This is a genomic window from Pedobacter sp. UYP30 (assembly GCF_040547165.1).
Lineage (GTDB): Bacteria > Bacteroidota > Bacteroidia > Sphingobacteriales > Sphingobacteriaceae > Pedobacter.
This window is the reverse complement of record NZ_JBEPPD010000011.1, coordinates 111,200-127,980: the sequence shown is the minus strand read 5'-3', so window position 1 is coordinate 127,980 and position 16,781 is coordinate 111,200. Positions and strand designations below refer to the sequence as shown.

7 protein-coding genes are annotated in these 16,781 nt (G+C 39.6%); all 7 read left to right on the top strand.

Annotated elements, in window-relative coordinates; translation table 11 throughout:
- Window positions 1–338: 338 nt before the first annotated feature.
- The 7 genes from ABIB40_RS13330 to ABIB40_RS13300 all read left to right on the top strand — a co-directional run bounded on the left by ABIB40_RS13330 (window position 339) and on the right by ABIB40_RS13300 (window position 16,772).
- Window positions 339–1,478 carry a FecR family protein gene (locus tag ABIB40_RS13330; protein WP_354359863.1) on the top strand — a complete coding sequence of 380 codons (1,140 nt, stop codon included), beginning with the start codon at window positions 339–341 and terminating at the stop codon, window positions 1,476–1,478.
- Window positions 1,479–1,678: 200 nt separating this feature from the next.
- Window positions 1,679–5,077: a TonB-dependent receptor gene (locus ABIB40_RS13325; protein WP_354359861.1), complete on the top strand. Its 3,399-nt coding sequence runs from the start codon at window positions 1,679–1,681 to the stop codon at window positions 5,075–5,077.
- Between the two features lie 16 nt (window positions 5,078–5,093).
- Complete coding sequence (locus ABIB40_RS13320; protein ID WP_354359859.1) at window positions 5,094–6,758, top strand: RagB/SusD family nutrient uptake outer membrane protein; 1,665 nt, start codon at window positions 5,094–5,096, stop codon at window positions 6,756–6,758.
- 32 nt (window positions 6,759–6,790) lie between these two features.
- Window positions 6,791–9,811: a SusC/RagA family TonB-linked outer membrane protein gene (locus ABIB40_RS13315; protein ID WP_354359857.1), complete on the top strand. Its 3,021-nt coding sequence runs from the start codon at window positions 6,791–6,793 to the stop codon at window positions 9,809–9,811.
- 23 nt (window positions 9,812–9,834) lie between these two features.
- Window positions 9,835–11,475, top strand: coding sequence for a RagB/SusD family nutrient uptake outer membrane protein (locus ABIB40_RS13310; RefSeq protein WP_354359855.1), 1,641 nt, complete (start codon window positions 9,835–9,837; stop codon window positions 11,473–11,475).
- 99 nt (window positions 11,476–11,574) lie between these two features.
- A complete protein-coding gene (locus ABIB40_RS13305; RefSeq protein WP_354359853.1) occupies window positions 11,575–13,947 on the top strand; it encodes a TIM-barrel domain-containing protein in 2,373 nt (790 codons plus the stop codon).
- Between the two features lie 113 nt (window positions 13,948–14,060).
- Window positions 14,061–16,772: a glycoside hydrolase family 2 protein gene (locus tag ABIB40_RS13300; RefSeq protein WP_354359851.1), complete on the top strand. Its 2,712-nt coding sequence runs from the start codon at window positions 14,061–14,063 to the stop codon at window positions 16,770–16,772.
- The last annotated feature ends 9 nt before the right edge of the window (window positions 16,773–16,781 follow it).

Genomic DNA, 16,781 nt, shown 5'->3' with positions numbered 1-16,781 from the left:
TCAAATTTGTCTTGCGCAACTGGCCAATATGGCTGGATTGAAAATAAAAGTATTCGAGGTGCTTCCGGCAATGTCTGCTGTCACGAAGTTTAGTAGGGCAATAAATTTATTTTATAAACGAAAAATTTTCTCAATATTTTATTATTTTAACGTTTTGTTAATTAGTATGTTAACTATTTTTTTTCTTTCCTCTCCTTTAAGTGGAGCTATTTTCTTTAGCTGTTATGATGTAAAAGGTTTCTTGCTAAAATAGTAAGATACCAGCCACAACAATTTTTTTAAAAAAGTGTGTGAATGCTTGGTTAAAATTTCGTCTATATATATGCCAGATATTATAAATGACGACAGAAGAATTTAAACAACTCTATAACAAATACCTGCTCGGTAAGTGTACTGCGGAAGAACAAAAGATTGTCGAGTTGTATTGTGACGGTTTTGATTTATCAGACATTCCATGGACTGATGAAATGGGGGATCCGATTTCGATCAATAAAGAGATGATAAATGATATGAATCGGAGGCTCAAGCAAAGAAAGTTTAGCAAGGTTAAATTAAGTTACTGGGCATCTGCCGCTGCAATACTAATAATTTCTTGCATGGCTGTTTTCATTAGTCAGCATAAATCAACAGACTTTCATAATGCTACCAAGCTTGTGAAAAACTCGATTGAACCGGGTAAGAATAAAGCTATTTTAACATTGGCAAACGGCAATAAGGTTGTCCTAGATGATAGGAAACAAGGCATTGTGTCGAATCAAGGGAATGTTTCCGTCACAAAGAATGGTAGTGGAGAGATAACCTATCAAGAAAATGCGGATGACAGCAAGAGCGAAAATTTAAAAAATAGCATTTCGACTCCCCGAGGTGGCCAGTACAACCTTGTACTTGCAGATGGCACAAAAGTGTTTTTAAATGCTGCAAGCACCTTAATTTATCCAACTTGTTTTAATGGGAATGAAAGAAGGGTTAAGCTTATTGGCGAGGCCTATTTTGAGGTTGCCAAAAACAAGAACAAACCATTTAAAGTAGATGTGGCCGGCCAGCAGGAGGTTAAGGTTTTGGGTACACATTTTAATATTTCGGCCTATCCAGATGACAATCATATTAGCACAACTTTACTAGAAGGATCGATTAAATTGAGTAATTCTAATTACGAAACGGTGCTTAAGCCTGGCGAACAGGCAGTTCAAAACGTTAACTCTTCCAAGGTTGTTGTGTCGCAAACTGATGTTGAGGAAGCTATAGCATGGAAAAAGGGATATTTCAGGTTTCAGAATGAGAATATCCGAGATATTATGAAAGGAGTTTCTCGCTGGTACGATGTCGACGTAAAGTTTGAAGGCCCATTATCAAACAGAACATTCGGTGGAATGTATTTGCGAGAAAAGAAGCTAGCGGGTTTGCTAGACCTGCTAGAGTATACTGGTTACGTAAGTTTTAAAGTAGAAGGAAGGAGGATTACGGTAATAACAAAATGATTTACAACATTATGGTTAGACCAAAAAAAATCAGGAGCGTTCTCAGCGCTCCCGAAAATTGCGGTCTAATCGTCAAAAAAGCTTATTAATTGCATTCAACAATCGATTATTGACTTAAACCAACTATTCAAATGTACAATTTTTTTACTCATTCCAAGGATGGACTTCCTCTCCTTTTTATGTCAAAATTCTTTCGCATCATGAAACTGACCTCCATCATGATTGTTCTTTTTTTACTCCAAGCTAGAGCAAAAACTTCGGCTCAAAATGTTACGCTTGAGGTAAAAAATGTGAAACTAGAAGAAGTTTTGGTAGTTATTCAACAACAAACGGGATATGATTTCCTGTATGACGAACAACTTCTTCATATTGCCGGCCCTATTACTCTTAAAGTGTCGCATGTGCCTATTAACCAGGTGCTAGACAGATGCTTTGTAAATCAGAACATCAGCTATGTAATTAATGCCGAGAACAAAACCATTAAGCTAAGGGCCAAAGTGCATGCTCAAGCCATAGTTAATACTCCACCCATAAAAATTTCGGGCAAAGTTACCGATGATAAAGGGCTTTCTGTGCCTGGTGTAAGCATCAAAATTAAAAACACAAAATTGGGGGCGGTAACAGATGCGAGTGGCAATTTTAGTATTAATGTGCCCGATGAAAACGCTGTGCTTGTTGTTTCCTCAGTAGGGTATATTAGTCAAGAGGTTACCGTTGGAAAACGCACCCATATTGACATTAAAATACTAGAGGATCCTGGCAAATTAAATGACGTGATAGTGGTTGGTTATGGAACCCAGAAAAAAAGTGAGCAAACTGCCGCAATCAGTAGTATTTCTGGCAGCGCGATAGCGAAATCTCCAGTTTCTGACATTACTAACACGTTGGTAGGTCAAGTTCCGGGGATTATTTCTAGGCAAACCAATGGCAAACCTGGAGACAATTCTGCCGCAATTTATATAAGGGGGCGAGCATCAAGCGATGCGTCTGCTCTTATTATAGTAGACGGTATTGAAAGATCCTCATTTGGGAATATAGACCCTAATGAAATTGAATCTATAAGTGTTCTTAAAGATGCCTCCTCTACAGCGTTGTTTGGTATAAAAGGTGCAAACGGGGTAATTATCGTTACTACCAAAAAAGGTAAGGCGGGCAAAACAACAGTATCATACACCGGCACCGTCGGGGTAGTTAGCAATACGGGCATTCCTCCAATATTAGATGCATATCAAAGCGCTTCATTACAAAATGAGGGAGAAGAGAATCTAATCAAATACGGGATATATCCTACAACCTTCAAAAAAACGTTTACAGCAGAAGATTTGCAGATTTTTAAGGATGGAACAGGTAACCCCTTGTTATATCCAAATGTTAACTGGTATAAGGAAGTGGTAAGACCATCTTGGTTACGTACACAACATAACCTAAACTTTACCGGTGGATCAGATTTTGTGAAATATTTTGTTTCATTGGGTTATTCATTTGATGACGGAATGTATAAGGATTATAAAACACCGTCTAATTACAAAACCACAAACTCTTTTACCAGATATAATTATCGCTCTAATCTTGATTTTAGACTTACAAAAACGACAAAATTTAGTGTTTTGCTTTCCGGTCGCTTAGAGCATAAGTATGGTCTGGGAGGTATACAATCTAACGGAGGTATCTCTGGAAATGGCACAGAGGATATTATTACACGAATTAACGCTTTGCCAGCTTGGGGCTTGCCATTTTTCCCACAATATAATAACCCAACTACGCCAGAGCAACAACAGCTTGATGACACTTATAACCATGTGCAGAATTTTGGTTTGTTGGGGGTAAACACATTTAATCCCTATGCTTTGCTAACACGTAGCGGATATTACATTCAAGATAATAATGCTTTCGAAAGTATTTTTGTTTTAAACCAACAGCTAGATGCCATTACCAAAGGGCTAAATTTTAAAGCGACCTTTGGCTATGATGCAAACATTCTTAGTGAACGAGCTCAACGCGGAGTAGCATCTGGATATGAGGTTGACCGCGCTACTAGTACCATAAAATTAGTGCCCGGAACCTACGACGACCAGTTAGGGCCATATCAAACCTCGAGGAACGGTTATATAAAATCTAACCTACAATTCTCTCTAAACTATAACCGCTCATTTGGCCTCAATAATGTCTCCATCATAACTGTCGCTCAACGAGAATTACAGGGAGTTACTGGCGCAAATGCTCCGTTTGCAAATCAAGGACTGGTTTTAAGTGCTAAGTACAATTACAGCAGCAAATATTTTGTAGAATTAAATGGCGCTTATAATGGTTCAGAAAATTATCCGAAAAACAAAAGATACGGTCTTTTTCCCGCCGTTTCTGCTGGTTGGACAGTTAGCCAAGAGAACTTTATGAAAGATATTAAATGGATTGATTTCTTAAAAATACGTGGCTCTTACGGTTTAATTGGCTTTGGCGGCGTAGGCGGAAGATTCCTTTACTTAGATGCTTATAAAAACGGCGGTGGTGGCCCCAACGATCGTTCAGTATCCAATCCAAATAACCAGGTTTGGTTCGGTAACCCGAACTCAGCCACTCAAAACCCGGTTGTTTATCATAGTCAGTTTGGTAATCCGTTTGTTACCTGGGAAAAATCAATTAAAAGAGATCTTGGTCTCGAATTGCAGTTGTTTAAAAATCTCCTAAACTTTACAGCAGATATTTTTGATGAAGATCGTTACGATATTCTACTGGGCCGCAACAACACAACATCTGTAATTTATGGCGAAACCTTACCCAAAGTTAACTTCGGTAAAAACTACAACAGCGGCTATGAATTTTCGTTGGATTTTAAGCACTCGATCAATCAATTTACTTACGGTTTCAATTTGCAGTTAACGCATGCTCATAACAAGTATGTTAAAATAGATGAAGCGCCATCCATACCAGACTATCAAAAATCAACCGGGCGACCTATAAACCAATATTATGGTTATCAGGTTATCGGATTTTATCAGGATTTGGAAGACATTAAAAATAGCCCAGCCAGCCAAGTAGGAACGGCTGTGATACCTGGCGATTTAAAATATCAGGATATGAATGGCGACGGGGTAATAAATGCACAAGACAAGGCGCCAATAGGTTATACGGATATTCCAGAAGATGTTTTAGGTTTTCAACCAACGTTTAATTATAAAGGATTTACGTTATCTGCTTTGTTTCAGGGAGCCTATAAAATTAGCTCGGACCTGCTCAATCTGCAAAAAGGACGCTTGAATTATTTTGCGCAGATGGTAAATTCTTGGCGATCGCCAGCCGATAACAATACCGCAGTTTGGCCTGTTATTAAACCGAGCGCATTTTCAAACAACCCGAGTTACGACCTTAACTCATTTATTATTCAGGATGCCAGTTACACGAAACTCCGAAACGTCGAACTTTCCTACCAGTTTCCCACGGCTATCATCCAGAAGTTAAAACTACAAGGGTTGAGAATATTTGCTAACGGGCAAAATATTTATACCTGGACAAATTTTAGAGGGCTTGATCCAGAGGCGCTTAAAGCCCAGAGCTATCCCATCCCGAGAATTTTCAGTTTCGGAGCTAATGTTCAATTTTAACCTTAAAAAAATTGTAATGAAAAACCAATTATATATTCTTTTAATTAGCCTTTTCTGCCTAAGTACTACATCTTGCAAAAAGGACTTTCTACAGCGGGATCCGGGTGTGCCAATATCGGGAGATGACGTGTTTGGCGATCCGGTTTTAGCTAGCCGATATGCAGACAACGCGTACAATTACATGCTAAATGACTATTTACGTTTGGACGGAAATGGAAATAAAGGTACAACTGGCGAATTTACTGATGAAGCTGTTTTTGCGGGTGCACCAACACCGATTTCAGCAATGAATACCGGAAATTTTCTAAATACCGGAGCTACTGACGTGGCGCCCGTATATGCCCGCATGTATCAGGGTATTAGGGTAATAAATACCATGTTGTCTAAAGTGAATCAAGTGCCTTGGACGTCCGCACAAAATCCAAGCCTCATAAAAGCACAAATGTATTTTTTGCGTGGGATGTATTATTTTGAACTCGTTAAAAGGTTTGGCGGGGTAATTTTGTTGGATAAGCCCTTATCGGTGAACGATGAAACTGATCTGCCCAGAAATACTTACGATGAAACAGTAGGTTTCATTTTAAAAGACTTACAAAGCGCAGAACAAATACTTACTACGGAAAGCTTTGGTGCTACCTATTCTCCAGCAAATGATTGGGATGACGGCGATTATGGCCGTATAACCATCGGTTCTGTAAAGGCATTGCGAAGCCGCTTGCTACTGTTAGACGCCAGTCCACTCCACAACCCAAGTGGCGCTGCTGCAAAATGGCAGAAAGCCGCCGACGCAGCTAAAGCAATAATAAGCATGGGCAAATATAGTCTACAGGCAGATTACGCTACACTTTTAAATGTGCCATCATCACCAGAATATATTTTAATTTCCATCAGACCGCCCCGCCCTTTTATATATTTGAGCGATCACATCATGTCGCCCGGATCTGGCGGGGCCCAGGGCCAATTAAACCCGACGCAAAATCACGTAGACTTGTACGAGATGAGTAATGGCAAACCAATTACAGATCCAACATCTGGCTATAATCCGCAACAACCTTATGCCAATCGCGACCCGCGTTTTTATGCGAATATACTGTATAACGATGCGCCGTGGCAAGGGAGGAATATGCAAATGTATGATGGCGGAACGGATTATAGATCAACGGCCGTTACCTATACCAGAACCGGCTACTACACTCGTAAATTGTGGCCAGAGGTTTACAAGGCTGGCTCTACTTCGACCGCATTGATAAATTTTATTGTTTTTAGATATGGCGAAGTGTTGCTCAACTATGCAGAGGCTTTAAACGAGGCACAAGGCCCTGTGGCAGATGTTTATACTTACATTAATCAAATTCGTGCCCGTGCCGGAATGCCAGCGCTGCCTACAGGGCTTACAAAAGATCAAATGCGTGCACGCATTCATAACGAAAGAGCCGTTGAGCTGGCTTTCGAGGAATTGCGTTGGTGGGATCTTCTACGATGGAAAGATGGAGAAAACGTTGTTGCTAAAACAGTAAATGGAATGAACGTGGTTAAATCTGGAGCAAGCTTTACGTATACTGTCCAACCACTTTCATCTGACTATCAGCGCGTATTTAGGGACAATATGTACTTATATCCTATTCCTCTTAGCGAGATACAAAAAAGCAATGGTGCCTTAGTTCAGAATCCAGGGTGGTAAAGTATTTTCCAACATTTAATAAAAAGAAAAAAATGAAACAATATATATTTCGTAGTCTACTGCTATGCTGCTGTCTGTTTCTTTTAGAAACGGCAGTTAATGCCCAAAGCAATGCAGATACATCCGGGTCGGTAACCGTTAGCGGAGAAATCAAAGATCAAGCTAACAAACCAATAGAAGGTGTTAAGGTAACCATTCAAGAACGCACTAAATCTGTGCTTTCTGATAAATTTGGACATTTCACTATATCTGCAAGTCCAAATGATCTAGTTATTTTTAACAAAACTGATTATTTACAACAAGAGATTAAGGCTAACGCACAAATTAATGTTACCTTAATAAAGGCGATAACCGATGCCGGCGAGGACGATGACGTGCACATTCCTTTCGGTGTTAGAAAGAAGAGACAGGTCACTCAAGCCATCTCGGTTTTAAATGCTAATCAACTTCCGAAAACCGCAACGGGAGATGTACGAGCGTTGTTTGCAGGTCGAGTTCCGGGTGTGTATATCCAACAGACCAACACGCAACCAGGTTATGAGACCAACAATATTCAGATTCGCGGACTATCTGCCTACGGTTTACGAAACGGTAGAACCCTAGTAGATGGTGTTGAGCGTGAGATAAACGATATGGATCCTTCGGAAATAGAAAGTGTTACTGTGCTAAAAGATGCCTCAGCTCTTGCTTGGTATGGATTAAAGGGTGGTAATGGTGTCGTATTAGTTACTACCAAAAAAGGAAATCGAGATCGGTCTAGTATAAATTTCCAAGTTGAATCTGGTCTCCAGTCTCCTCAATCATTTATTAAACCTTTAAATTCATTAGACTTTATTGGTTTATATTCTGAAGCTGAAGTTAATGATGGGATAACAAATCCCCGATACAGTCAGGCAGATGTTAGCGCATACAAGAATGGTGGCAATCCTCTTTTATATCCTGATAACAACTACTTAGACCGCTTTACAAAAAAGGTTGCACCAGTGCAGCGCTATGTGTTTTCGGCAGATGGTGGGAATAGTAAACTTCGTTATTATACCTTGGTTAGTTACTACAATCAAAAAGGATTGTTTAAGGACACAAAAACATCCGATTATGATGCAAATAACGATTACAATAAATTTAACTTCAGAGGAAACATAGGTTTTAATGTAAACGAATATCTGTCAGTTGATTTATATACAGCTGGCCGAATTGAAAACCGTTCAAATCCGACTGATGGTACAGTTGACATACTTAACAGTCTTTACACACTGCCCCCTAATGCTTTCCCATTAATTAATGCCGATGGCAGTTATGGAGGAAATGCCCAGTATGCTTTTAACCCCTTAGGCCAATTGGTTGATCGTGGATATACAAAAGTGGTTGACCGATTGCTACAAGGAACTTTGAATGTAACCCAAAAACTTGATTTTTGGGTGCCTGGGCTTTCTGCCAAAGTATTGTTTTCTTATGATGCTGCTGGAACCTATTCTTCTGGGTTTACAAAAGATTATGCTGTCTTTGATCAAACCGGTGCTACGGGTGCCGCGTCTGTGGGTTACCGTAACGCATCGCCACTTGGGTACGCAAATGCTGGCTACTCAGGTAATGATAGGAGAAACGAGCTATGGGCAGGATTTGACTATGAGCGAACCTTTAAAGAACACAATATTAGCGCTTCTGCTAGAGTAACTAGGTACACAGATACCAAGCCAGATCAGCTTGACGTAAAGAGTCAGGGATTGGCCGGGCGGATAGATTATAATTACAAACGCCGCTATTATTTAGATTTAGTTGCAGGATATTCTGGTAACGATAATTTTGCTCCGACAAATAGATATGGGTTTTTCCCTGCCGTTTCTGCCGGTTGGGTAATCTTTGACGATACATTTTTAAAAAGTGTAAAATTTATCAATTATTTAAAAGTTAGGGGTTCTTACGGCTTATCGGGCAATGGAGATATTGGCGGATTAAGATTGGCTTACCAAAGCCAGTACTCTCGAAATGCTACAGGCGGTGGCTATTCTTTTGGTACCGGCTTTTCTGGTAGTAATGTGGCGGAAGAAACATCTATCGGTAATACATTCCTTACTTGGGAAACGAATAGAACAACGAACATTGGATTTGATTCGAAATTTTTAGCCAGCGCACTTTCACTTACAGTAGATGTTTACAATAACACCAAGAGTAATTTGTTAACAGCTTCCCTAATTCCTTCCATCTTAGGGCAAACTTTAAGTCAAGTTAACGGAGGAAAGGTAAGTAGTAAAGGCATTGAAGCGTCTGCAAATTACGATAAGCAAATTGGGAAACTTACGCTTTCTTTAAATGGAAATATAGCACTCTCTAAAAATAAGATTATTGTTGACAACAGCCAGATAGGACTTGCAGACTATCAATCTGCAATCGGTCAGCCTGCTACAGGTTATTCTATTTATGAGTCAGACGGAATATTTGCTAACCAAGCACAAATAGATAATAGCCCTACACAAATTCTTTCTGGTGTAACAAGACCTGGCGATATTAAATACAAAGACATCAACGGTGATAACATTATCAACAACCTCGATCTAGTACGTAGTGATAAATCGGTAATTCCCAATACAATTTATGGTTTTGGCGCAACAATGCGCTACACCGGCTTTGATCTATCTTTTCAGTTTCAGGGAATAGTAGGAAGCACCATTAACATACAGCCGGCTTATAATAGTGGGCCGTTTGGCTTAAACCAAGAGAGTTTCCAACGCTGGACGCCTGCTACTGCGAATACAGCAATCTATCCAAGATTGGGATTAAATGATCTAGGCAATAATACCGCAACTTCTGATTTTTGGTTTCGATCTGGAAATTTTTTAAGACTTAAATCAGTTGAGCTGGGATACAGACCGCTTCCTGTTTTCTTGAGTAAATACGGTTTAAAAAATACACGCATCTTCCTTTCTGGATTTAATTTGTTAACATTCAGCAAACTTGGTATGGAGAATGTCGATCCAGAAATACCGTTGGCAGGAAGGGCTAACTCATATCCTTATTATAAAACGGTAACGGTAGGCATTAGTACTAGTCTATAGTTGTGCTTAATTAATCTAAAATTATGAAAAATAGAAAATACAATGTCTCTGTAACGCTTGTTGCGTTAATATTGCTTGCATTCATGGGGTGTAAAAAAGATTATTTAGATTTTGACCTAACGGACGGAAGTATTAGAGAAAGCGATGTATGGGCATCAGACCTGCACAGTCGCGGCTTTTTAAATGGCGCTTATGGTGGGATTCCGTTACGTTATGACTTGGGCGATGGATCTTTAATGGCATCAGGTACAGATGAAGCGGTTAATTCTAATCCTAGCGGTAACATTAATATCTTTAACAATGGTACTTGGACTGCCCAAAATACCATCGATGACCAATATAGCAATTTCTACAGCTACATACGCAGAACTAATCTTTTTCTTGAGAATAGTTCTACAAGCGCTATAACGCCCAGAACTGATATTCCAAAACTTAGAGGAGAAGCGTTTTTTTTAAGAGCACTATATCATTTTGAGCTGTTGGAACGCTATGGTGGCATAGTGCTGGCAACACATTCTTATGATTTGTCTCAGAATTTAAACCAGCCAAAAAGTAGCTTCGACGAGGTTGTAGTGCAGATTGTTAAAGATTGTGATTCTGCTGCGATAGTGTTGCCAGAATCTTTGTCTGATTTATCGAATGCAGATAAGGGTAGAGCGACAAAGACTGCTGCCCTTGCCTTAGAAAGCCGTACATTACTTTATGCAGCTAGCCCGCTAAACAATAAAGATGGCGATGTGACTAAATGGCAAGCTGCAGCTAACGCCGCAAAAGCAGTGATAGACCTTAATAAAAACAATTTATTAACTTTGGCACAATTGCCAAATTTGTGGAATTATTCTGCTCTAGCTTATAACTCGGAAGTGATTTTTGCGTCGCAAACAAACAACACAAATACGATTGAAATAAACAATGCACCAATCAGTTATGATGGGGCGTTGGGTAGGACAGATCCTACCCAAGAATTGGTAAATGCTTTCGATATGAAAACTACCGGTAAACCAATTACGGATGCCACATCGGGATACGACCCCCAAAATCCTTACGCGGATCGTGATCCCAGATTAGATTTATTTATCATCCGAAATGGTGCTAATTTTAAATCTGCTGCGGTAGAGACATTTATGGGCGGAAAAGACAACAATCCGGGCAATGTCAATTCAACCCGTACAGGTTATTACATGCGTAAATTTTTAAGTGAATCAGCTTATTGGGGCGTAGGTAATGCAGTAAAAGTAAGAAGAGCCTGGGTGCTTTTTAGATATTCAGAAATTTTGTTAAACTATGCAGAAGCACTAAATGAGGCGCAAGGCCCTGTTACTGATGTTTATACCTATATAAATCAAGTTAGGGCACGCGCTACAATGCCGCCTCTTCCTGTAGGCTTAACTAAAGAGCAGATGAGGGGGCGGATCCAAAACGAGAGGCGTGTTGAGCTTTGTTTTGAAGACCAACGCTTCTTCGATATCCGACGTTGGAAACTTGGAGAACAGTTTTTGAACAAACCGGTTTCTGGCATCCAAATAACAAAAACGGGCACGGCGCTCATCTATCAGACAGTTCAAGCAGATACCCGTATATTTACAGACAAAATGTACTTATATCCATTTCCACAAACCGAGCTTTATAAAGAGCCTAAGCTCGAACAAAATCCCGGATGGTAAATAGTTAAAGCCACTAGATCCATTGGTCTAGTGGTTTATTAAAGTAAAAATATTTGTAATTTCTAAACCAACTAAATAAACCAAATTCCTATCATTACAATGAAAAAAATTCTCTTTATTTTGCTTTTTGGTTTTGGAATTGTTATCCCAAGCATAGCGCAGAATACGCTATCGCTAGGCAATTTCAAATCATCCTCATTTAATGGTAAACGGTTACTCGTTACAACCCAGAATGGAAATATTTCTATACTGCCATATCTCGATGACGTAATCCAAATTACCTATCAACAAAAAACAGTACAGCCTGTGGTCAGCTACTCAACAATCGGCGCACCGCAGAAGGTTAAGGCCAGTTACCGCGATAAACCGAAGTCTGTTGAATTAAAAACCGCCGATTTGAGCGTGGTTATTAACAAGGCAGATTTATTTATTTACTTTATCAATAAAAAAGGAGATACACTATCCGTAGCAAAAAATTACGATGCCACGGATGGTAAGCGTAAACTCGATTTTACTTCAACCAGTAAAGAGTCTTTTTATGGAGGTGGTTTCAGGGCGATAGACCTAGACAAAAGAGGAACTGTATTAGAAAATTACAATCAGGCACATGGCGGTTACAAGTTTGGGGCAGTAGATCTAAATATTGCAATCCCGTTTCTGCTATCAAATAGAAGCTATGGTTTGTATTTTGATAACTATGCAAAAAGCAAGTTTGATGTAGCAAAAACGGAAGCAGATCAGGTAACCTTTAATACAACTTCTGGTGCTATGCGCTTTTATTTTATGTCTGGCAGTTCAATGGGCAGTGTAATGGAACACTACACTTATTTAACTGGCCGCCAGCCATTACCTCCACGTTGGGCAATGGGTTATATATCATCTAGATATGGTTATAAATCTGAGAAGGAAGCAGTAAACATGGTAGATCAAACCCAAAAAGCAGGCATCCCACTCGATGGAATTGTGTTTGACCTCTACTGGTATAAGAGCAAAGCCTACATGGGCAATCAAAATTGGGCCTTAGATAGTTTTCCAAATCCGAAATTGATGTTGACCAAGCTTTTAAAAAAGGGAATAAGAGTCGTTCCGATTAGTGAAACCTACATCACAAAAAAATCAGAGAATTTCGACTTCGCATACAAAAATAATTTGTTTGCATCGGACATTTACGACCCAGGAAAGCCCTATATATTCAAGAATTTTTGGACAGGCTATCCCACAGGTTTGTTGGATATTTTTAAACCGGCAGCCCAGAAATTCTTTTGGAGCCAATACCGAGATCGGATAAATGAAGGACTGTCTGGCTGGTGGTTTGATTTGGGGGAGCCAGAATCTGTTAACGATAGCTTAAAATTTTCGTTAGGGAAAGAGCAAGAAGTACACAATCTTTACTCGTTAATATGGGCTAAAACGGAGTTTGATGGATACCGGAAAGATTTCCCTAACAAACGCATTTTTACCATGATAAGGTCTGGGTTTGCAGGGATGCAAAGGTATTCTACTTTCCCATGGACAGGAGATGTTTTTCGAGGCTTCGAAGGTCTTAAAGCCCAAATACCCAGCATGGTTAATATGGGTTTAAGCGGCGTTGGCTACATGCACTCTGATGCGGGTGGGTTTACAAGTAGCCCAAACATCAATCCAGAATTATATTCTCGATGGCTTGAGTTTGCAGCCTTTACGCCCGTTATGCGTACCCACGCCAGTATCCGCAATTTTAAATATTCTCCTGAGCCGATTTTTTGGGATGATACCACTAAAAATAGGGTTGTTAAATACATCAAACTTCGCTACCAGTTGCTTCCTTACAATTATACCATGGCCTACAAAAATACCACAACTGGTAGGCCTTTAATGTTGCCGGTTAATTATTTTGAACAGGACAATGAGCGGCTTAGTAATGTAAATACAGAATATTTATGGGGTGAACACTTATTGGTAGCACCCGTTATAGCGCAAGGAGATACTACAAAAAAAGTCCTTTTTCCAAAAGGCCAATGGATCGGGTTTAATGATCTAAAGAGCTATAGAGATTCTGCAGAAGTTTACGCCCCAATAGATAGCTTGCCAATTTTTGTAAAAGCGGGCAGTATAATTCCAATGTCTAAAGAGATTACGAATACAGATCAATATGACGGGAAAAACCTTATTTTAAAATATTATGGGGGAGATGAGGGAGAAAATGTAAAATCTGAATGGTTTTATGACAATGGTTCTGATCCAAATTCTTTAAAGAACGGGCAATATAATCTAGTTAGTTTTACCACCAACCGGAAAAATGGTAAAGATTATATTTCGATAAAAGGAAATCATCTTAATGCGCTAAAAACACGTTTCACGCTGCAGGTTATGGGCAAGCGAATCAAATCTGTACAGTTTTCTAGCACAACTAACTATAAAATTGTCGGAAACTCTACCATTGATTTTCTTTGGACGGGTAAACCAGTATCGTTTACTATTCGAACGTTTTAAAAAAAAACATGTATGGTAAGCTTGCGAAGTGTTTCTATTTAATTGCCTAGAGATTAACTACATTACAATTGATTTTACAAAAAACACCGATTCCGTATCAACAACCAAAAACCATGAAATATTTATTCTTACTTGCTCTGATCATCTTTGGGGTAAAAGGATATGCGCAAACCCCAAGCGTATCTAACCCTTCAAGTAGCCAATCCGTTTTCTTAAGATCTCCTCTAATTCACAATGGAGCGAATAAATGGGTGTTGAAACAAGCGAGTTCATTAAGCGTTGGCGGGAAAGTGATTTCTGCTCCAGACTATGTTGCAAAATCTTGGCTGAATGCCGTTGTGCCAGGAACGGTTCTTACTTCTTTGGTTGCAGATAAAGTTTATCCTGATCCTTACTTTGGGATAAACAATAAACGAAGCCAAAAACTTATACCCGACATGGCCGATGTGGGAAGGGAATTTTATCATTATTGGTACCGTACAGAGTTTCGAGTGCCGAAAAACTTTACGAGACGCCGAACATGGCTTAAGTTTCATGGAATAAACTATCGTTGCACGTTATGGCTCAATGGCAAAAAATTAGGCACTATGGCGGGCATGTTTAATACGCAAAGTTTTGATGTTACAGATTTGGTATCGAAAAGTGGTCCCAATGCCCTCGCTGTAGACATGCAACCAGTAGATTTTCCGGGCTCGTATTTTAAACCTGGCGTAACGCAAACAGGTGCCCCGGGCGAAAACCACAATGGTGGTGATGGAGAAATAGGAAAAAATGTGACGATGTTAATGAGTGTGGGATGGGATTTTACGTCGCCCGACGGAATAAGAGATAGAAATACCGGCATTTGGCGTGATGTGGAATTATACACTACTGGCGATGTGGTTTTGGAAAATCCATTTGTTCAAACCAAATTGCCCCTGCCAGATACAACAACATCATCACAAACCATCTCCGTGGAAGTGAAAAATGCTACTAAGAAGATACAGACCGGAATTTTATCTGGCAATATTTTAGAGAGCAAAAGTAATTTTAGTAAAAAAGTTACGCTGCAACCAAATGAAACCAAGACGATAACTTTTTCTCCGAAAGAATATAAAAGTCTTATTATTCGCCAGCCCAAACTGTGGTGGCCTATAAATAAAGGAAAGCAAAATTTATACAATTTAACTTTAAACTACACCGTAAACAGTAAAATCAGCCACGTTATCCATACAAAATTTGGCATCAGAGAGATTACTTCCGACCAAAAAACTCCAGACAAATCTCGCAGGTTTTATGTAAACGGTCAGCCTATATTTGTACGCGGTACCAATTGGGTGCCAGAAGCAATGTTGCGTAATTCTCCACAACGTACCTATGCAGAGTTGCGTTATACTAAACAAGCGGGGGTTAATTTGCTGCGGCTGTGGGGCGGTGGTATTGCAGAGTCTGATTATTTTTATCAGCTATGCGATGAATACGGGTTTCTGGTATGGAACGAGTTTTGGATTACCGCCGATACACACCTGCCTGTCGATTCGGCATTGTACTTTAAAAATGTAACAAGCACTGTTAAGCGCATCCGTAACCATGCTTCTTCTGCCTATTATGTAGCTGCAAATGAAGGCGGCGAACTGCCAGGTACCGGTAAGCTGATTCACGAGCTAGATTCTACACGCGGGTATCAAGTGCAATCTGAGTGTTGTGGAGTACACGATGGCAGTCCTTATAAATACGAAAACCCGATGCAGTATTTTGAGAATACAGCATCAAAACGGGGGAGTAGGGTTGATGGATTTAATCCCGAATACGGAACGCCTTGTATTCCTATTGCTGAATCTATAAAGCGGATGATGCCCGTTAAAGATCAATGGCCTATCACCGATTCGGTTTGGAATTATTTGGATGGAAACGGCTTTCATCAAATCACAACAAAGTATCGTGAGGCAGTTGATGAATTTGGAAAATCATCCTCTATTGATGAGTTTGCACAGAAAGCACAATTTGTAGGGGCGATGAACTATCGGGCAATATGGGAGGTATGGAACTATAACAAGTTTAATTACGGCGATCGTTTTGCATCTGGTTTTTTATTTTGGTACCACAATAGTCCATTGCCTCAAACAGCTTCGCGGATGTATGATTGGTATTTAGAGCCAACCGCGGCGCTTTATTATTCTCAAAATGCATTAGCACCCTTGCACGCACAGTTTGATTACATTAAAAATACGGTGTCAGTTTATAATGATTTTAGGGTTTCTTTTTCCAACTACCAAGTAGAGGCAACGGTATATGATTTAAATGCTAAGCCGGTTTGGAATAAATCTGTCACCATCCAAATTCCTAAAGATGGTGTTGTAAACGATGCCATAAAAATCGATTTTCCAACCAACATTTCTCAGGTTCATTTTATTAAGCTGAGGTTGAAGGACAGCCATGGGAAATTGGTTAATGATGCTTTTTATTGGCGTTCAAAAGATATTTACAAAGGCGCATGGACTATGACTGGGCCTGCAGTTTCTGGTTTTGAGGACATCAACAAGCTCCCAAAAATACGGCTAAAAACAGCGACAACGTATGATCATAAAGGAAACATTAAGGTAACGGTGAAAAACCCGTCTAAATCTATTTCTTTTTTTACACAGCTAAAACTTCAGCAGGCGGATGGATCTTCGATTAATCCTGCTTTTTATACGGATAATTTTTTCTCACTGTTGCCGGGGGAAACAAAAACTATCGACATACAATTTGAGCCCGCTATAATTTCTGGTTCACATGTTAACTTGATAACAAATGCGTTCAATTGTGATCCACAAACAAAATCATTTAATTTAAAAGGAGAATAAAAAACTAGA